This is a genomic window from Myxococcota bacterium (assembly GCA_039030075.1).
Classification (GTDB): Bacteria; Myxococcota_A; UBA9160; order UBA9160; family SMWR01; genus JAHEJV01.
Genome location: JBCCEW010000002.1, coordinates 264162 through 282892 on the forward strand (window position 1 = coordinate 264162; position 18731 = coordinate 282892).

The 18731-nt window shown below is 69.3% G+C and carries 20 protein-coding genes; 1 reads left to right on the top strand and 19 read right to left on the bottom strand.

Translation table 11 applies throughout. From position 1 onward, the window contains the following. Positions 1-11: 11 nt before the first annotated feature. Both AAF430_03000 and AAF430_03005 read right to left on the bottom strand, forming a co-directional pair. Complete coding sequence (locus tag AAF430_03000) at positions 12-815, bottom strand: flagellar motor protein MotB (GenBank protein ID MEM7409187.1); 804 nt, start codon at positions 813-815, stop codon at positions 12-14. Next, positions 812-1573 carry a MotA/TolQ/ExbB proton channel family protein gene (locus tag AAF430_03005; GenBank protein ID MEM7409188.1) on the bottom strand — a complete coding sequence of 254 codons (762 nt, stop codon included), beginning with the start codon at positions 1571-1573 and terminating at the stop codon, positions 812-814. Before AAF430_03005 ends, AAF430_03000 begins: the two co-directional genes overlap by 4 nt. A 448-nt stretch (positions 1574-2021) precedes the next feature. Here AAF430_03005 and AAF430_03010 point away from each other — a divergent pair, with 448 nt between their 5' ends. Then, a complete protein-coding gene (locus tag AAF430_03010) occupies positions 2022-2879 on the top strand; it encodes an HDOD domain-containing protein (protein MEM7409189.1) in 858 nt (285 codons plus the stop codon). A 192-nt stretch (positions 2880-3071) separates the two neighbouring features. Here AAF430_03010 and AAF430_03015 read toward each other — a convergent pair whose 3' ends face one another. From AAF430_03015 to AAF430_03095, 17 genes are all read right to left on the bottom strand, one after another. Next, the gene (locus AAF430_03015; GenBank protein MEM7409190.1) at positions 3072-4358 is read right to left on the bottom strand and encodes a flagellar hook protein FlgE; all 1287 of its coding nucleotides are present in this window, start codon (positions 4356-4358) and stop codon (positions 3072-3074) included. Positions 4359-4367: 9 nt separating this feature from the next. Further along, positions 4368-4526: a hypothetical protein gene (locus AAF430_03020; GenBank protein MEM7409191.1), complete on the bottom strand. Its 159-nt coding sequence runs from the start codon at positions 4524-4526 to the stop codon at positions 4368-4370. After that, positions 4523-5179: a flagellar hook assembly protein FlgD gene (locus AAF430_03025; GenBank protein ID MEM7409192.1), complete on the bottom strand. Its 657-nt coding sequence runs from the start codon at positions 5177-5179 to the stop codon at positions 4523-4525. Before AAF430_03025 ends, AAF430_03020 begins: the two co-directional genes overlap by 4 nt. Positions 5180-5191: 12 nt before the next feature. Further along, complete coding sequence (locus tag AAF430_03030; protein MEM7409193.1) at positions 5192-6355, bottom strand: flagellar hook-length control protein FliK; 1164 nt, start codon at positions 6353-6355, stop codon at positions 5192-5194. Next, a complete protein-coding gene (locus tag AAF430_03035) occupies positions 6352-7287 on the bottom strand; it encodes a hypothetical protein (protein ID MEM7409194.1) in 936 nt (311 codons plus the stop codon). Before AAF430_03035 ends, AAF430_03030 begins: the two co-directional genes overlap by 4 nt. Further along, positions 7284-8615, bottom strand: a complete 1332-nt coding sequence (locus tag AAF430_03040) for a FliI/YscN family ATPase (GenBank protein MEM7409195.1) — start codon at positions 8613-8615, stop codon at positions 7284-7286. The genes AAF430_03035 and AAF430_03040 overlap by 4 nt, the downstream gene beginning before the upstream one ends. Further along, complete coding sequence (locus AAF430_03045; protein MEM7409196.1) at positions 8612-9232, bottom strand: FliH/SctL family protein; 621 nt, start codon at positions 9230-9232, stop codon at positions 8612-8614. The genes AAF430_03040 and AAF430_03045 overlap by 4 nt, the downstream gene beginning before the upstream one ends. Continuing rightward, positions 9216-10220, bottom strand: a complete 1005-nt coding sequence (gene fliG, locus AAF430_03050) for a flagellar motor switch protein FliG (protein ID MEM7409197.1) — start codon at positions 10218-10220, stop codon at positions 9216-9218. Before fliG ends, AAF430_03045 begins: the two co-directional genes overlap by 17 nt. A gap of 4 nt (positions 10221-10224) precedes the next feature. Beyond that, a complete protein-coding gene (gene fliF, locus AAF430_03055; protein ID MEM7409198.1) occupies positions 10225-11784 on the bottom strand; it encodes a flagellar basal-body MS-ring/collar protein FliF in 1560 nt (519 codons plus the stop codon). Next, the gene (locus AAF430_03060) at positions 11785-12105 is read right to left on the bottom strand and encodes a flagellar hook-basal body complex protein FliE (protein ID MEM7409199.1); all 321 of its coding nucleotides are present in this window, start codon (positions 12103-12105) and stop codon (positions 11785-11787) included. Position 12106: 1 nt separating this feature from the next. Beyond that, positions 12107-12532, bottom strand: a complete 426-nt coding sequence (gene flgC, locus AAF430_03065) for a flagellar basal body rod protein FlgC (protein MEM7409200.1) — start codon at positions 12530-12532, stop codon at positions 12107-12109. A gap of 14 nt (positions 12533-12546) precedes the next feature. After that, positions 12547-12927, bottom strand: coding sequence for a flagellar basal body rod protein FlgB (gene flgB, locus AAF430_03070; GenBank protein ID MEM7409201.1), 381 nt, complete (start codon positions 12925-12927; stop codon positions 12547-12549). Positions 12928-13106: 179 nt separating this feature from the next. After that, the gene (locus AAF430_03075; GenBank protein ID MEM7409202.1) at positions 13107-14333 is read right to left on the bottom strand and encodes a sigma 54-interacting transcriptional regulator; all 1227 of its coding nucleotides are present in this window, start codon (positions 14331-14333) and stop codon (positions 13107-13109) included. Continuing rightward, on the bottom strand, positions 14330-14887 hold the full coding sequence (locus tag AAF430_03080) for a hypothetical protein (protein ID MEM7409203.1): 558 nt from the start codon (positions 14885-14887) through the stop codon (positions 14330-14332). The genes AAF430_03075 and AAF430_03080 overlap by 4 nt, the downstream gene beginning before the upstream one ends. A 38-nt stretch (positions 14888-14925) precedes the next feature. Then, positions 14926-16854, bottom strand: a complete 1929-nt coding sequence (locus tag AAF430_03085) for a hypothetical protein (GenBank protein MEM7409204.1) — start codon at positions 16852-16854, stop codon at positions 14926-14928. After that, on the bottom strand, positions 16851-17387 hold the full coding sequence (locus AAF430_03090) for a PilZ domain-containing protein (GenBank protein ID MEM7409205.1): 537 nt from the start codon (positions 17385-17387) through the stop codon (positions 16851-16853). Before AAF430_03090 ends, AAF430_03085 begins: the two co-directional genes overlap by 4 nt. A 145-nt stretch (positions 17388-17532) precedes the next feature. Next, complete coding sequence (locus AAF430_03095) at positions 17533-18669, bottom strand: GGDEF domain-containing protein (protein ID MEM7409206.1); 1137 nt, start codon at positions 18667-18669, stop codon at positions 17533-17535. Between the last annotated feature and the right edge of the window lie 62 nt (positions 18670-18731).

The following is an 18731-nucleotide window of genomic DNA, read 5'->3' on the forward strand; positions in this document are numbered from 1 at the left end:
CCAGGGTGCTCCTATGGACGCGCGTCACCGGAGGCGGACGCTGCTGAGTCGGGGCCGGCGCCGAGTTCCGCGGCGAGCTCCGGCAGGGATCGCAAGAACACGAACTCCACGCGCCGGTGGTCGGCGGGGTCTTCGGCGTTCGGGAGCGGTCGCGAGGATCCGTATCCCGTGGCGCGCAGCCGATCGGGATCGATGCCTTCGACCTCGGTCAAGTGGACGACGGCGGCAACGGCGCGGGCGGTCGACAGCTCCCAGTTGCTGCCATAGCGGCTCTGCCCGGTCGGGGTGGGGTCCGAGTGACCGTCGATGGACACGGATCCAGGCGTCGTCTCGATCAGCTTGCCGATCTCGTGAAGGAAGACCACGGCGGACGGGCGCAGCTCGGCCGAGCCGGGATCGAAGAGCATCTGTCCGGGGACGCGGACGACGACGCCTTCCGGCGTGCTCTCGATCTGGAGCAGGCGCTCGAGCTCCTGGTCGTTGAGCGTCAGCTTGAGACGATCGATCAGCGACTGGTCCCGTTCCGCCATTCGCGTCGGGAAGTCGAGGATCTTGAGGTAGGGGGTGGACTCGGTGTCCGAGATCTGGACCAGCGAATTCGAGACCGCCTCCATCTGCCCGGGGTGGCTCTTCTGCACGCCGAAGGCATCGCGCATCGATCCCACCACCGCGGCGAAGCGCCGCACGTCCATGCTCGCGAAGGACATCAGGAGCACGAAGAACGTGAGGAGCAGACTCATCAGGTCGCCGAACGTGGCCATCCAGGCTGGCGCCGTCGGTTCTTCGAATCCGCCTTCTTCGGCGTCGTCGCTCATTTCTCGGCCCGCGCTTCCCGCTGTGCGGGAGTGAGGAAGGTCTCGAGCTTCGACTGGATCACCAGCGAGTTCTCGCCCTTCAGAATCGATTCGACCCCGGAGATCGCCATACTCTTCGCCGCCACTTCTTCATCCGTGCGGTGTTCGAGCTTCGAGGCGATGGGGATACAGATGACGAACGCGATGATCGCGCCGTAGAGCGTGGTCAGAAGAGCGACGGCCATGGCCGGGCCGATGGCGGCCGGGTCTTCGAGGCTCTTCAACATCTGGACCAGACCCACGAGGGTCCCGACCATGCCCATGGAAGGGGCGGTGGAGCCCATGAACTTGAAGATCGCCTGGCCCCGCTGGTGGCGTTGCTTCATGGTCTTCATCTCGGCGCCGAGGATCGAGTGCACGGCGTCCGGGTCGAGACCGTCCACGCCGAGGCGTACGCCGCGCGCGAGGAATTCGTCCTCGATCACGTCGTTCTCGAGGGAGACCAACCCCTCCTTCCGCGCCTTCGCAGCCAGCTGGACCACGTCCTCGATCGTCTGGTCCGGCGAGGCCTTCTTCTCGAAGAAGGCCTGCAAGCCGACCTTCATGGCGCCCAGCACCTGAGAGAGGCTCTCGTTGATCAGCGTCGCGGCGATCGTCCCGCCCACGACGATCGCGAGGCCGGGCACGTTGAAGAACGAGCCGAGGTCTCCACCCGTTGCCATCGATCCAACGATGAGCACGGTGCCGGCGATGATTCCCACTAGGGTCGCGATGTCCATGGAGGCCCTTCGCTTTGAATCCCTGCATCTCGAAACACAACGCGTGAAACGAAACTCGCTTCACTTCGCGTGCTTTCAGCGCCCTCATCGGTCTCGCTGCACCCTGCTGGATCGAGTGAAAGACCCAATTTTGCTCGGTAGGCATGTGCGATTCGTGCGGGGAGGGCTCAGCCCGAAACTTCCAAGCTGGAACGGAGGGGGTCGAAAGGGCCGCTTCTCTCGCGATTCACGCGCCGCAGCGCAGAGCGCACCGTCGTTTCGAGACCCGAGCGGCGGGGTAGGTGTTTCTCCGCAGTCGATCTCGGGAGAAGTGCGGCGCGTCCCGCCAGCGAGCTCCGGCAACGAAGGCGCACATCCCCCCGCTTCCTCAAGCACACGCTTCCGGAGGCCGAGTTTTCGAAGGTGGACACGCGCTCCGGCGCGGTCGCAATGCGAGGGGAAACGCCTCATGAACGTGGGTGCCGAAGCCGTCAGCCAGCGATCGGTTCGCGATTCTCGCTGGGAACGCTGGGAGGGCCGGCTGCGCGAGCGTCTGGAGAAGGGGGACCTCGAGCTTCCCCCGCTGCCCGACATCGCCCAGCGCGCCATGGCGATGGCGCGCGACGAGTCCACGAGTGCGGCCGATCTCGCGGAGCTGATGAATCGAGACGCCGCGCTGGCTTCGGCGCTGCTGCGGCGCGCCAACTCGGTGGCGCTCGGTGCCGCGACTCGTGTGGCTTCGGCACACCAGGCCGTGGCCCGTCTGGGGATGCGAGAGGCCTCGGAGATCGCCGTCGCGGTGAGTCTGCGCGCCGGTCTCTTCCAGGGCCAGGTGTATCCCACCCTCGCCAATCGGATCTGGCGCCAATCCCTGGCGTCCGGGTTGTTCGCGAAGGAAGTGATGCGCTCGATGGGGCGCGATATTGAGATCGCCTTCCTCTGCGGCCTGCTCGCCGACGTCGGGCAGCCGATGGTCTTGAACGAGCTGGGCGCCACCACCCGCGCCTACGAGCGCCCCGACGAAGAGACGGCCGCTTCGCTGGCCCGGGCTCTGGGCCCGCAGTTTGCCGCCACGGCCGTGCGCAGCTGGGCGCTCCCGGGCGTGGTGATCGAGTCGATCATGCGACGGGACGAGGAGCCGTCGGAAGAATCGCGGGTCGCGAGCCTCGGGCAGCGCCTCGCCGAGATCGTGGTCGACCCGGAAGCCGAGATCGCGGATTTCGAAGCAGATCCGGATGCCGTGGCGCTTTGCCTCGAGCCCCAGGAGATCGCCCGCGTGATCGCCCAGGCCGATCGCATCCGCGAAGAAACCGAGGGCATGCCCTGACCCACGCTCGGGGCCCACGGCCCCGGCGTGACGGACGGATCGGCGCACGGAGGTGGTCGACGCCACGCCGTAGAGCTGCGTTCCCTGCGCGACGCAGGCCAGAAGTGAAACGGGCGCGAGATCTCCGGAGAGACCCCGCGCCCGCTCGGATCCACGCGTCGGTTCGAAGCGTGCGAGCCGACCCGCCTCGGGCTACTGACCCAGCTGCACCAGGTTGGCGAGCAGCTCGTTGGTGGTCGAGACGGTTCGGGTGTTCGCCTGGAAGGCGCGCTGGTTGATGATCAGTCGAATGAACTGATCCGCCAGGTCCACGTTCGACTGCTCGATGGCGTTCGACCGGACCGAACCGAACTGGCCGGTCTCCGGAGCGCCGATCAGCGGCTGTCCCGATTCTCGCGACTCGACGAACAGGTTGTTCCCGACCGCGGTGAGACCCTCGACGCTCGGGAAGGTGGCGAGCGCGGCCCGCGCGAGCGCCTGGGTGCGACCGTTCGTGAAGCTCACCACGAAGAAGCCCTCGCGGTCGATCGTCAGGTTGCTCACGTTGCCCGTCGCAAAGCCATCCTGGGTGATCGAAAGCGCCGTCGAGTCGTCGCCGTCCCCGGTGAACTGGGTGGTCACCGCGGTCGTGCCCGTCGCACCGAAGTCGAGCGCGACGTTCTGGGCGAGGGCACCGCCGCCGGTGAAGTTGGCGACCAGGGGGCCACCCGTCGTGGCCGAGAGGTTGCCGGCCGTGTCGAAGGCCAGCGTGCCGGCCCCGATCGAGACCACGGTCTCACCGGCTCCCGGGGGAACCGTCGAATCCGCGGGCGGAATCGTCGCGTTCCAGGTCCAGGCGTTCGGGCCGGTGCGGGTGTAGTAGACCGTGACCTCGTGGCCACCGCCCAGGGAGTCGTAGGCGGTGACGGAGGTCTGGAAGCTCGACGTCCCGGACGGGTCGACCAGGCTGAAGGGGCCGTTCGTCGGAGCCGCCGAATCGAGGTTCATCGAGACCTCGATGCCGGTCGATGCCTGCGGGTCGGCCAGCGTCACGTTCAGCTGGATGTCGGCCAGCTGTCCGGTCGAGGTCTGAGTCGCTGGATCGATCGTGAACCCCTGGACGCGCTGTCCCAGGGCATCGACCAGTAGGCCGTCGCGATCGAAGTTGAACAGGCCGGCCCGCGAATAGGTCTGGCCCTGTTGGCCGTCGAGGATGAAGAAGCCGCGGCCCTCGATGCCGAGGTCCGTGGTGTTCGCCGAGGACTCGAAGGTCCCCTGGGTGAACACCTGGCCCACGTTGAGCACCTTGCTGCCGGAGCCGATCTGGGAGACCCCGCCCGAGGTCGAGATGTTCTGGCCGAGCAGGTCGGCGAAGAGCGCGCGGCGTTCCTTGAATGCCGGCGTGCTGACGTTGGAGATGTTGTCACCGATCACCGAGATCGCCGTGGAGGCGGTGTCGAGTCCGGAGACGCTGGCAAAGAGTGCATTCGAAAGGCTCATGGTTCTACCTCAGTGAGAGGGCGGGAAAAGCAAAGTGTGAGATTCAGATTCGGCTTCGATCGAGCGGATCGATTTGCGCAGCAGCTGCTCGAAGGTCGGCGGCTCGGGACGCGCGAGCAGGGAGGCGAGCAGGCGCTTCAGCTGTCGCTTCCAGATGGCGGCGTTCATTCACTCACCTCGCGCAGGGCGCCCAGCGGCGTCTCGACGCCGTTCAGGACCAGGGTCGGCGCGTCGCCATCGAGGCGCGTCCCCGTCACCCGGGACTGGACGAGCACGTTGGGAGCGACCTCACCCGGAGCGGCCGTCAAGCGCACGGTGTAGACGCCGGCCTGCGGAAGCTGGTTGAAGGAGGCCCAGTCGATCGCGTTGCGTCCCGGCGCCAGGGTCTGGCTGGGGAGTCGGGCGACGACCTGGTTGGCCCCGTTGATGAGCTCCAGCCCCTGGAGGTTGGTCGGACGGCTGGCCTCCAAGAAGAGGGTCGGGAGCTCGGCGTCGGGTCCAGCCGGGATGCCCACTTGTTGGGTATCGACCAGAGCTTCGCGCCCGATCAGACCCGCCGCCGCGAGGTTCTGGCTGTTCGCCCCGCTCTGGGTCAGCGCATCGATCGACGTGCGCATCGAGATCAGTTGATCGAGGCTCGAGAACTGGGCGAGCTGGGCGGTGAACTCGGTGGCGTCCTGGGGGTCCAGGGGGTCCTGGTTCTCGAGCTGCGCGATCAGCATGGCGAGGAAGTCCTCTTGTCCGAGAGTCGCGTTCGCACCGCTCTCGCGGGTCGCGGTCGTGGCCACGGTGCCACCGCCGAGTACGTCTCCGATCTCCATGGGTATCCTCCTCTAGACCCGCAGGTCGATCCCGCGTCCGTCGGACGCGGTGGGTTCGGCGGGCGCATCGCCGCGGGTTTCCTGCTCGGCGCCATTGCCGCGGTTCGCGCCGCGTTGGTCGCGGGCCGGCGTCTGCTCGCCCGAGCGCTCGAAGTCCTGGAACGATGCGTTTGCATCGCGTCCGAGCGGCTGATCGCTGGAGCGCAGTTCGAGGCCTTCGACGCGCAGGTCCCGCTGGGCGAGGGCGTCACTCAGACGGTCGACGGACTCGGCGATCAGCTGGTGGGCCGTGGCCTGTTCGGCGTGGATGCGCAGGTCGACCCGGTCGCCGCGCACGCGTACCGCGATGTCGACCTCACCCAACGAAGGCGGATCGAGTCGCACCCGCGCGGTGCCACCGCCCTGTTGGGCAAGCCACTCGATACGCTGGGGCAGGACCTGCTCCACGGCAGCGGGGGCAGGCGTCGGCGCAGCGGGCGCCGGGCCTGCCAAGGTGCCGACGTCCACCGCTGGCGGGGCCACCGGAGTGCGCGCACTCTCGAGGCCGCTCGGCACGGGGAGCGCCGGTTCGGCGGCCGGCGTTTGCGCCTCGGCCAACGCTCGGCCCGAGGCTTGCTCCGATGCCGCGTTGCGGGCCGTCACGAACTGGGCGAGCGGGGAGGGCTCGTTGCGCGGAGTCGGGTCGACTGCGCGTTCCGCCACACTCTCGCGGCCGCGTTCGAGACCGAAGAACCGGTCGGGGAGGGCGGGCTCGGGAACGCTCTCGGCCGCGTCGCGCGGGGGTGCTGCGGTCGCAGCGGCAATCGGATCGGCGACCACCGCCAGTCGCGGTTCGTTACCGGCGGCCTGCGGGAGGCGATTCTCGGCCGGGGCGTTCGCCCGCGCCGGGCCGCGCGTGAGCGCGCGCTCGACGTAGCCGGCGGTGACCGGCAGCGGTGTCCGCGAGATCTCCGCCGGCAGAGCCGCCAAGGTCGCTGTCTCGGCGTTCGTCTCCGGAGTGGCGTTCTCCGCGAGCTCTTCCGAAGCCCCGTCTTCCTCGAGCGGGGCGGCGGCCGCGGCGAAGAGCTGGGCCAGCAACGGGTCGAACCCCTCGCCCTCCGGCGTCAAGGCTTCGCGTGCAGGGGCTGCGTTCGGCGCGGTCGGCGGCGCCTCCAACAGGGCATCGATCTGGATCAAGGCTTCTCTCCCATGGCGGCCGGACCGCCGAGCGGGTGCGCCACGTTGCGGCTCATGGCCAGGGCGCGTTCCTGCGACATCAACGGCAACAGGGCCGCGGATTCCTTGTGCTTCATCTTCGCGATGATGCGGGTAGCGAGGTCGAGCTCGAGCTCTTCGAGGAGCGGCGCGGCACGGCGCGCATCCATGGTCCCGTAGATCTTCGCGAGGCGGGCGATCGACTTGTCGCCGTTCGCCTGCTCCCAATCCGAGATGCGTTTCTCGATCGCGCTCGCGAGCTCCTCGAGCTCGGCCAGGCTCGCCATGACCCGCTTCTCGAGGTCGCCGACATGGACTTCGCGATCGTTGAGTTCGCGCTCGCGTCGGTCGAGCTGGGTCTCGCGCTGGCGCAGCTCCTCGACGAGCCGCGTGATGCTGCCGGGATCCGACGACGGAGGCGCTTCGCCTTCTGCGTGTGGCGCGGTCGGCATGGCGACGATCCAGACGGCCAGAGCCCAGCTCGCGAGACGTCGGACACGCTGCCCGACCTCGTCGCGCTGGGCTTCCTCGGCCCGCTCGCGGTCGCGTCGCTCGGTGTCCTGCTCGCGATCGACGATGCGCGCGAGTCCCTCGCGGCTGCGATGGGCGGCTTCCAGCGCCGCGAGTGCCTGCTGGTCTTCCTCATTCGCTTCTCCGAGCGCGCGCTCGGCTTCGCGCATCCGCTCGGCCGCGTGGGCGAGTCCGGCTTGGGCCGTGGCCCAGAACATCGCGTTCGCCCCGTCGCGACTGCGCTCGGTGAAGTCACCCCGCGCCTGTCCGAGGGCACGCGTCGAGGCCGCGAGCTGCTGGGCGGCGGCGTCTCGGCGTCGCTCGGTCTCCGCCCGCATCTGGCGAGCGCGATCGACGTGTCGATCCCGGAGCCGCAACCAGCGCTGGAGTCGCGCGAGGTTCATGCGGCGCTCCCTTCCTGGAGGAGGCTCGCGAGCCCGTTCCAGCTGGCTTCGAGATCGCACGCCTCGGATCGTTCCTGGGCGAGGAACGCGGCCAACGTCGGCTCGAGGCGAATCGCCTCGTCGATCCGCAGGTTCTGACCGGGTTGATGCGCGCCGATCGAGATCAGATCTTCGGCGTCGGCATAGGTCGCGAGCACGGCGCGGGCGCGCGTCGCCAGCGCCAGCGCTTCGGGGGTCGCGACGTCGCTCATCACCCGCGACACGCTGGCCAGCGGGTCGATCGCGGGGTGGCGACCGCGCTCGGCGAGGCGTCGCGACAGCACGAAGTGGCCGTCCAACAGCGAACGGATCGCCTCTGCGATCGGATCGTGCTGTTCATCGCCCTCGAAGAGCACGGTGTAGAGCGCGGTGATGCTGCCGGCGCCCGCGACGGTGCCTGCCCGCTCGACGAGCTTCGGCAGTGCGCTCCACACCGACGGCGGGTAGCCGCGCGTCGCCGGGGGCTCCCCTGCCGCCAGCCCGATCTCTCGCTGGGCGGCCGCGAAGCGGGAGAGCGAGTCCATCAAGAGCAGCACGTGGCGCCCCTCGGCGCGGAGGTCTTCGGCGAGTTGGGTGGCCAGCTGCGCGGCTCGGCGGCGCAGCACGGCGGCATCGTCGCTGGTGGCGACGACCACGATCGAATGGGCCAGGGCTTCGCCCAGGGATTCCTCGACGAAGTCTCGGACCTCGCGGCCCCGCTCGCCGATCAGTGCGACGACGACCGCGTCGGCCTTGGTCGAGCGCGCCATCTGACCCAGGAGCGTCGACTTCCCGACACCCGAGCTCGCGAACAGGCCCATGCGCGCGCCGCGGCCGACCGTGAGCAGGGCGTTGATGGAGCGGATGCCCACGTCGAGGGGTTCGCGGACCCGTTCTCGCAGCAGGGTCGGCGCGCGCGTTGCCAGCGGCGCGGTCTCGGTACGGGTGCGGATTCGCGGTCCCGCGTCGATCGGCACGCCCAGACCATTGATCACGCGCCCGAGTGCGGCGCGAGCATCCGGGACGCCCTCGGCGGGCAGGTCGGTCTCGACGCCGTCACCGGCGCGCACGCCACCGGGCTCGGCGAGCGGCAGGAGCAGGGTTTCGGTGCCTCGGAACCCGACCACTTCGGCATGGAAGGCGGCCGCCTGGGTGGGATGCACCCGCACCAGCGAACCGAGTTCGGCATGCACGCCTTCGGCCGACAGCACGTTCCCGACCAGAGTTCGGACCCGACCCTGGGGCACGGCGACCGGGATCGCCGAGAGCGCGTGTCGACACGCGTGGAGCTGAGACGCGAAGGCGTTCACGCGTCCTCCTCGTCCACGGGCGGGTTGCGGAGCGCCTCACCGATGCGTGCCAGCAGAGGTTCGATCGCGAGCGAAACCTGCTGCTGCTCGGACACGACGCGCGCGTCACCGGCGGCGAGAGAGGCATCGGCGGCGAAGCGGGCGTCCCAGGTCTGCTCAAGGCGATGGAGGGCTTCGGCGTGGCGTTCGCGCAGGTCGCCGAGGGTCTCGGACGCCAGCTCGATCACCGTCTCGCCGCGCTGGGCCAGGCTGTCGAGGGCCTCGTCGAGGAGCGAGAACAGCGCGTCCGGATGGGCACGCAGCTCCTGACGCAGGACGTGCTCGGCGATGGCGATCGAGAGCGAGATCAGTGCCTCACCGATCTCTTTGCGGCCATCGGCGTCGAGACGCTGGACCGCTTCCGCTGCCGCCTCGAAGGCGCGGACCTGTTCCGCCGCGCGCTGCTGCCATTCGGCTTCGACCTCGGCACGGGTCTCGCGGCGCGCCTGCTCGCAAGCGGCAGCGATCCGGTGCGCGATCTCGTCTTCGGCCGAGACCGTTGCGCTCTCCTGCGACACTCCGTCTGCGACGAACTCGCCACCACGGTAGAGGGGCTGTTCCTCAAACGAGGATCTCATCGCCACCTCCGATCTCGATCGACAGCCGTCCCTCGCTCTCGAGGCGGCGCGCGGTCTCGACGATCTGCTCCTGAACCGTTTCGACGTCCGAGAGCTTCATCGGTCCGAGCAGCTCCATCTCTTCCTGGATCTGCTCCGCCGCGCGCGACGACAGGTTCGAGAAGACCTGGTCCTTCATCTCGTCGGAAGACGTCTTCAACGCCACCGCGAGGTCTTCGGTCGCGACCTCGCGGAGGAAGGCCTGGAAGCCGCGTCGGTCGATGTGGATGAGGTCCTCGAAGGTGAGCATCCGCTTTCGAATCGACAGGGCGGTCTCGGCATCCTTGACCTCGACCTCGTCGAGAATCGCGGTGCCGTCTTCCTTCGCGACGCGGTTGAGCATGCTTGCGGTGGAGCTGGCACCGCCCACGCGCGTGGTCGGTACGACCTTTTTCTCGAAGAGGTCGGCGATGCCGAGCTCGAGATGGTGGATCACGTCGTTGCTCACCGGCTCGAGGTTGGCCAGGCGTAGCACGATCTCGGGTCGCAGTTCCTCGGGGAGCGCTTCGATGACCGCTGCACCGCGCTCCGCCGGCATCTGGGAGAGAACGAGTGCGATGGTCTGGACGTGCTCGAATTGGAGCCGCTCGGCGATGAAGCCGGGCTGGTACGAGCGCAGCGTCCAGTCGATGCGCTTCTCGTCGCGTCCGAGGTGTTCGAGGATCTTGTTCGCGCGGTCGTCGCCGAGCGCGTTTTGCACGAGCCACATGGCGCGCTTTCGGCCACCGCGGATCGATTCGGTCTCCGAACGTCCCAGGGTCTCGTGGAACTCCTGGAGGACGAGCTGCTGCACGCGGCTCGGGATCTCGTCCATGCGCGAGACCGCCGCGAGCGCCTTCTCGACGTCGTCGTCGTCGAGCTGGGAAAGGAACTCGCGCACCTGATCCTCGGGGAGCGAAAGGATCACGATCGCAGCCTTCTCGGCGCCAGCTAAGGAGTCGTAGTCCACGGGATCAGCTCTGGTTCAGCCAGTTCTTCAGGGCGCGCGCGCCGTCTTCGGTCGCGGGCGCGACACCGCCGGCCCCGAGAGCGGCGGTCGCGGCGGAGCCGCCGAGGGCCTCTAGATCGCCAGCGCCGCCTTCTTCGAGCCCGGCGGCGGCCACGGGCGCGGCCGCTGCAGGTTCGGGCAGGGCGGCGACCACGGGCTGCACCACCAGGCGCGCGAACAGGAGCAGGGCGACCACCGCGACGAGGCCGCGCAGCAGGGTCACGATCAGTGGCGACCACTGGGGCCAGAAGCTCGGCGCGTCGAGCGGGATCGCCTCGGGCGCGTGGAAGGGAGCGCTGCGCACGGTGATCTGGTCACCGCGGTCGGCGTCGAAACCCACCGCCTGACGGGCGAGCGCTTCGAAGAGGCTCAGATCTTCCGGCGTCCACGGAGCGGCAGACTCCTCGGCCCCTTCGGGCGCGATCGGGTCGGCGACCAGCACGGCGATCGACAGCCGTTCGACGCGCCCCATCGGCACCACGCGTCGGCTGACCGACTTGCTGATCTCGTAGTTGATCGTCTCGGTCTCACGCGACGAGGACACGGCCGGTTCGGGGGGGAAGGCCGCATCCCCGCCCGGCACGTTGGCGGCCACGCCGGGCACACCGCCCGCGGTTCCACTGGCCTCGTCGTTGTTCGTCTCGGTGCTGCGGCGCTCGCTGCGCGCCACCTGGGAATCCGGATCGAAGACTTCCTCGGTGGTCTCCACCTCGGTCCAGTCGAGGTCCGCGCGGACCCGCGCCACGACGCTGTCCGGGCCGGCGGTCTTCTCGAGGATCGTCTCGATGCGATTGGCGAGCTCGGCCTCGACCCGCTCCTGGTAGTTCGAGACGCCCGTGGCGCCGAGGGATCCGGGCATCCCGTCCTCGAGGGGCGCCAGCAGCCGTCCCGATCCATCGACGACCGTGACGTTCGCCGCGTCCAGACTCTCGAGGCCGCTGGCGACGAGATGGACCACGGCCTGTACCTGCTCTGTGGCGAGTTCGTGTCCCGGGCGCAGCCGCACCACCACGCTCGCGCTCGGGGCGCGCTCCTCACGCGACAACACGTTGCGGCGCTCGGGGATCACCACCTGCACACGCGCGCGCTCGACCGGATCGAGCTGTTCGATGCTGCGAGCCAGCTCGCCCTGCACGGCGCGCAGGTAGTTCACCCGGTGCACGAAGTCGGTGACGCCGAAGGCGGGCTTGTCGAAAAGCTCGAAGCCCGCGCTGCCACCGCTGGGGAGCCCCTTTCCGGCCAGTCGGATGCGCGCTTCCGCCACCTCGACGGCCGGCACCAGGACCGCGGTCCCCCCGTCGGCGAGCTGGTAGTCGATCTGCTCGGCGGCCAGTGCCTCGGCGACGCGTGCCGCCTCGTCCTCGGGAAGGCCGCGGAAGACGGCCCGGTACTCGGGGGCGGCGCCGCCGAAGACGACCCAACCGAAGAACGCCAGCGATCCCATCGCCGACAGCGCGAGCAACATGCGTCGCGCGGGCGACAAGGCCGCGAGCTGCGAAAAGAGATTCTCGAACCACTCACCCATCTAGAGCTGGAGCCTCATCACTTCTCGGTACGCTTCGAGCGCCCGGGAGCTCATCGCCACGGTGTGACGCAACGCCACCTCGGCCTTCGTCAGTGCGAGGACGGCCTCGACGGCATCGCCTTCGCCGGTCGCTACGTCGGACGCGGCCTGGTTCGCGCGCACGAGGAGTTCGTTGGTCTTGCCGAGGCTCTCGCGAATCTGGTCGGCGAAGCGCGGGTCGCTCACCGCATCGGCGGGCTTCGCCCCCGCCGCGGGTCGCTTCTGCTCCGCACCGGACAGCGCGGAGAGCCCGAGACGCTCAAACGCCTGAATCGCGTCCATCTCAGCGTCCGATCTGCATCGCGGCTTCGGTCATCTCGCGCACTTTGCGCACGATGACCAGGTTGGCTTCATAGGAGCGGCTCGCCGACATCACGTTCGCGAGCTCGTTGACGACGTTCACCCGCGGCATCGCGACGATGCCCTCTTCGTTGGCGTCGGGGTGCGACGGGTCGAAGCGTTCGATCGGGGCCCGTGAGTCGATCGCGACCTCCTGCACCTGGACAGTGCGGAGCGCGCGATCCAGCGTGCTTCCGAAGGGTCCGCCCACGGGCCGTGCTGCGATCACGGGATCGCGGCGGCGGTACACCTGACCCGAGTCGTCCCGGGTGGTGTGGACGTTGGCGAGATTCGAGGCGGCGGCGGCCATCCGGGCCCGTTGGGTGGTGAGGCCCGAGGCCGCGATGTCCATGATGTCACCGAACTTCATGGGGAATCCTCCGGCTAGCGCTGCTCGCCGGTCGCGGCGATGCGGGCGATCACGTAGACCCGCGAAAGGATGTTGGCCTGCTTGGTGAAGGCGCCCGCGTTGCGTGACAGGGTCAGGGCTTCCTGGTCACGATCGATCCCGTTGCCATCGGGACGGGTGCCACGCGGACCCCGGACCACGCGCACGCCTTCCGGCCCCGCGGTCAGGTGGCGAGAGCGGGTCGCTTCGAGGGTCTCGGCCGCTCGATCGAGGGCGTCCTGGAACTCGATGTCCATCCGCCGATAGCCCGGGGTGTCGGCGTTGGCGACGTTCGCGGCGAGCACCCCCTGGCGGGTGGCGCGAAAGCGCATCGCGTCCTCGAGCACGCCGATCGGGCCGGCCAGCAGCCTCTCCATGCTTCCCTCCGTTCTCGCGAGTGCGAGGCGTTCGGGGGAAGAAACTGCAATGGGCGTGCCAGCCCGAAACGCCGCGTCGCGCGGTCCCGTCGCGTTTGGTGGGCGGTCCGTTGCAATCGCCTTGCAGGGACCTTCCAGGCTGAAACGCGCCGCGGAAGATTCGACCCCGCGGCCCGGGTTCAGTCGAGCGCGTAGCGTCGAATCTTGTTGCGCAGCGTGCGCGGGCTGATGCCCAACGCGCGTGCGGCCATGGCCCGGTTGCCTTCGGCCACCTCGAGAGCGCGAGCGATCACCGTGCATTCGATCTCGCGGAGATCGAATCCCTCGACGTCGATGCGATGCGCGGTCGTCGCGGTGGCGGCAGGCTCCGGTCCGGCGGCGGGCATGTCGAGCGCGGTGCGCCGCATCCAGTTCTCGAGTTCGTGGAGGTTCCCCGGGAAGGCGTGCTGCGCGAGCTCGCGCTGGAGGTCGCTCGGGAGCGGGGCCTGGGGAAGGGTTGCGGAGGGCGCGAAGCTGGCCAGGAAGCGGCGCGCCAGCGGTAGGAGATCTTCGCGCCGCTCGCGGAGGGGCGGGATGAGGAGGTCGATGACGCGGAGCCGCTCGCGGAGATCGCGGGAGAAGCGGCCCTCGGCGACCGCCCGATCGAGATCGCAGCGGCTGGTCGCCACCACCCGAACATCCACCGCGGGGTGCGTGTGGAGCACGGAGCGGTGCTGCAGCAGCCGCAGCACGGCCTCCTGGCCGTGGGGAGAGAGTCGTTCGATGCCCTCGAGCACCAGCGTCCCGCCATCGGCGAGCTCGAGGGGGGCCGCCTGCTGCCCCGCCGCCGCGGTCACGAAGTCGCCTTCTCCGCGGAGGTCGCCCGCGTCGAGTTCCACGCACGGGTTGCCCGCGCGCGGGCTGCGCTCATGGAGCCAGCGGGCGAGATGGCTCTTCCCGGTGCCAGTCTCTCCGGTCAGGAGCACGGTGGCGTCGCTGCGCGCCGCCCGCTCGAGGTGTGCCAGCAGCGGTCGCATCGCGGGCGACTCGGCGACGAGGCCCGCGTCCGTGCGGCGCCTGCGCGCGCGGGAAGCGACGCTCTCCAGCGCCCGTTCGAGAGATTCGACGTCGAAGGGCCGCCGCAGGAAACCGTGCGCGCCTTCTCGCAGGGCGCGGATCACGGAACCCCGCTCGCGGGCGGGCCCGATCGCCAGGAGTCGCAAGCGCGGAACCTGGCTGCGCAGGGTTCGCAGCATCTGCCAGCCCGTCGCATCGGAGAGGTCGACGACGGCGACGTCGAAATGGGCATCGCGATCCCGCGGCAGTGCGTCGGCATCGGCCTCCCACGCACCGTGTCCCGCGCGGCGCGTCGCAAGGGCGACGTCCCGCTGCAAATGAGGATCGGCGACCCGGACCCAGACGTTCACCTCGCGGTTCCCTCGCAGAACCAGAGCGTGGCTTCGAGCAGCGGGGCGTTCGCCTCCCACGTCAGGCGACTGCCCGACGTCCGCGCGAAGCGCTCACTCTCCTCGAAGGGCCGTTCGGGCGTGTTCCGGGGGGTGGCCCCGGCATGGGCGCGCAACGACAGGCCTTGGTGCTCGGGGGATCGCGCCGCCGCCAGCTGCAGTCGCCCCTCCGGACCCGTCCAGTTCGCGGCCTCGCGCAGCAAGTGCATGCACGAGCGACGCGCCAGGCGCGCGTCCACCGGCCAGACCGCCGAGGTCGCTTCGAAGGGATCGAGTCGGACGCCGCGCGCCGCCAGCACCGGCCGCAGCTGACCCAGGAGACTCTGCAGCGCTCCGGCCGCATCCCCTTCCGGCACTTCGGCGGACGGCGCGAGCCGAGCGAGCGCCTCTTGAATGCGCGCATCGAGGTCGGCGAGCGCATCGCGGATCGTCGTCGCGAAACCTTCCGGCGCAGGGTAGGGCGCACGTAGCCACTGACTCGCGGCGAGCTCGATGCGCGCCATCGGGTCGCGCATCTCTCGCAGATGGGTCTCGAGATCGAGGTCGCTCGAACTCAGGGGCGTTCTCCCTCGAACGCCGCTCGCAGGTCGTCGACACGGTCTTGCGCTCGGCTCAAGCGGTTCCACATCGAGGGGTCGACATCGTTGGTGGCCCGCGCAGGGGGCGTCAACTCGGCGCGGAAGCGCGCCCGCGCCTGGCGCGGCCCCTCGGGCAGCAGCTCGCTGGCACGCAGGAAGGCGGACCTTGCGGCTACGGGTCGGCCGCGTTCTCCCAGCAGATCGCTCGCCCACAGCCACGCCTGGCCCCGGTCCTCTCGATGAACGGCTGCCACGGGGACGTTGAGCGATCGCAGCAACGCCACGGAGATCGCGTCGGTGTCGACCTCGTCGCCTCGGGCCCGCGATCGCAACACCACGAAGCCCAGCTCCGTTTCTGCGTCGACGCGCATGGCTTCGGGGAGCGTCTCCTCATCGAGCAGCCGCAGCAGACTCGCGAGGGCCTCGGCGTCGCGCTCCTCCAGGATCGCCAGTCGCGTTTCGAGCCAGCGCCACTCGAGGCTCGCGCGCTGCGCCTGGGCCGTGGGCCGCGTGTCGTTGCGCTGCGCGCGCAGCGAAGCGCGGAGGGCGGCAACGCGATCGAGGGCCATCGAGGCCTTGGCGATTCGCAGCCCGAGCTCGCCGGTTTCGATGCCGAAGCGGCGCGCGAGCCCCCGGTAGACATCGAGGCCCGCCGGTGCCAGGCCGAGCTCGACGAAGCAGTCGCCCAACACCAGCATCGGCCCCGGGTCCGAAGCGCGCCGCAGGAACGCGTCGCGTTCGTTGCCGAGTCGCTTGATGACGAGTGGGCACGGCGCCTCGGGGGCGCCCGCCGCAATCATCGCCCGGTCGAGGTTGTCCGCGAAACGGGGCTTCGCGGTCTCTGGGCTGCTGTCCCGCGAAAGCCGCCCGACTTCGATCAGTGCCTCGTCGAGGCGATCCGCTTCCAGCAACAGCTCCAGCCGGGCGTCGCGGGCCTGGCTGCGCACCGCGGGGTGCGCGGTCTTGGTAAGGGGCTCGAGCCGCTCGATGCGTGCCTCGAGGCTTTCCCCGAGCAAGCCGTGATCGGCGAGGCGAACGCGGGCCAGGGCGCGGGCGGCCTCCGAACTCCCGCTCTGCGAGACCCGCCGCAGCGCACGACGCGCGTCTTCTCGCCGTTCGAGGGCGATCAGGACGTCAGCCTTGCGCACCGTCGCCACGCCGCTGCCGTCCTCCACACGTTCGGCGTCGGCCAACCAGCGGTGCGCAGAGCGGAGCTGCCCGGCGTCGATGGCGAACTCGGCGGCGCGGGGTCCCCAGGTGGAGAGGTCGAGACCGCGGTCGCGGGCTTCTTCGAGATCGGCTTCGAACGCTTTCTGGATCTCGCGCGTGACGTCGGCAAGGGGCCATCCTTGCTCGAGGTCGGTCCGCCGCAAGCGGGCCGCGAGCGCGAGGGTCTTTCGTTCCGAGCCCTCGAGCGCTCGGTAGGTCGCTGCGGCGACACTCTCGCGTCGGCCTTCGAGCACGGCTGCCTCCGCCCGATAGTAGGTGGCCACCTCTTTCCAGAGTCGACCGGCGGGTAGCAGGGCTTCGGCCCGCCGGACCTCGGCGCGGGCTTCGGGTGCGAGCCCAGCCCGGAGGAACGCGCGCGCCAACTCGAGATGCTGGCAGGCGCGATCCGCCTTCCCCGACGGTCCCCACTCGCGCTCCGCGGCATCGAGGGAACGCTGGGACGCTGTCGGATTCGTGCCGCTGCGTACTTCTTCGAGTACCGCACGGATTTCGGGGTGCAGCGCGTCGCTGGCGCGGCAGTTTCCGGCCCCGTCGATGAAACCCGCGTTCAATGCGCGTGGCGCCAGGAGAGCGAAGGCACTCGGTCCGGGAACCTCGGGCGCTGCCCCGGCGAACGAGGCACACACGAGCGCGACGGCCAGGCTCGCGCCGAGACTTCCGCGACGGGTCTTCACGCGTCGTCCCGAGCCGTCGATCGTGAACGCAGCGCGAAGCGCTCGACATCGAGACAGTGGCGGATGATGGATTCGCGATCCTCCTCGCGGATCGCGGAGAACCCGCAGGCGACCTCGCTTCCATCGTCGCGCGGGATCGTCCGGACCACCACGCCCAGGCAACGAACGCGCTGGGCCGGCGGGCCGGGCAGCTCGAACTCGAGCAGGAGCGTCGCATCGTGCGCGACCGGGTCCTGGGTGACCCAACTGATCCCGCTGCCCGAGATCACGACATCGTGGACCTCGCTGGGCCGCAGCTCTTGCCGGTCTTCTCCGAGGATCTCGAGTATCCGGTCGAGCTTGACCTCGAGACGGTCCATCCACGCGGCGAGCTGGGGGTCGACGTCGCCCAGGTCGCCCGTCTCGCCCGCGTAGATCTCTCGCTCCAAGCGACTTCGCTCGCCAGCCGAGATGACCTGCGCCCGGAGTGGCAACTGGGTTTGGACGCGAAAGTAGTCGCGTTTCTCGAGACCCTGCGCTTCGATTGCCGCCATGCCGACCTCCCGATTCATCGAGAGGTAGGAAGGCAAGTTGCGTGCCAGCGTGGCGCGCGTTGGGAGTGCATCCTGGGCGCCCGGAGTTTCAGTCTGAAACGCGAACCCGTTTCAGAGTGAAACGAGGAGAGACCTTCTTTCCGTGCTACTCGGAGTCGCCATCCGCGACGGAGACGCGCTCGCGGCCGCCCTGTTTGGCTTCGTACATGGCCTTGTCGGCCCGACCCAACCACTCCTTGGTGGTCTCGCCCGAGATCAGGACGGCGGCCCCGATCGAGGCGGACACGCGGACGGTCTCGCCTTCGTGGGGCACCTCGATCTCCTTGATCGCGAACAGGAGCCGTTCGCCCTCTTCGAGGGCCTCCTTCTGCGTGCGACCCCGGATGATGGCGACGAACTCGTCGCCGCCGTACCGACCGACGAAGTCGTCGCGGCGACGCAGGCAGCGCTTCAGGCCGCGTGCGACCTTCCGCAGGATCTCGTCTCCAACCTGGTGACCGTACTTGTCGTTCACCCACTTGAAATGATCGACGTCGATCATGAAGACGATGGCACAGCTACCGAGCACGGCTCCGAGCTGGGTCACGCGCGTCAGGTGTTCGTCGAAGGAGGCCCGGTTGTAGACGCCCGTCAGCGCGTCGATCGCGCCCTTCTCGCGCGACTCGATCAGCTGAGTCGCGAGCTGGTCGAGTCGGGACGAGAGGCGCTCGATCTGGTTCTCGTAGCGCGCCGCGCGAACCTCGATCACACCCTCGATCAGGTTGGCTGCTGCCGACGCCTGCTGACGGAGCTGGCTCGTGTCGTCGGCCTTCACCGCCTCGCGCAGGTTCGTGAGCTGGCTCTTCACGCGCGCGTCCGAAGATCGATCCGCGGACACCGCCTTGCTGAACGACTCCACGAACACCCAGAGGGTTTGCCGCAGGTCCTGGAGGCTGGAGATCACGTGCTCGCGTTCCTCGCTCCGGTGCTGACGCACGAAGCGATCGAGCTCGATCCAATCCCGCACCTGGGAGGTTTCGTCTTCAGCACCGGGCGGCGGGGTTCCGAGCAAGAGGTGGCGTGCCCACGCCTCGAACTGGTTCGAGGCATCAGCGCCCGTTGTGCTCGGAAGGTCGAACGTGCCGCGCCCCCAATGCCGCAGCATCGAGGCAAAGGAGTCCAGGCACGTGTCCACGTCGACGCCCGGCGAGCCCGCGTCCGCGGGAGAGGCGTTCTCGGGCGCCTCCGGCTCGGCCGCTTCGTCGGTCAGCGAGCGAATGCGCCGTCTTCGCTCTTCGGTCATCTCTTTTCCCCGCAAGGTTCGTTGCCTTCCATCGGAAGGAACGGGAACGAACCGAAGGAGAA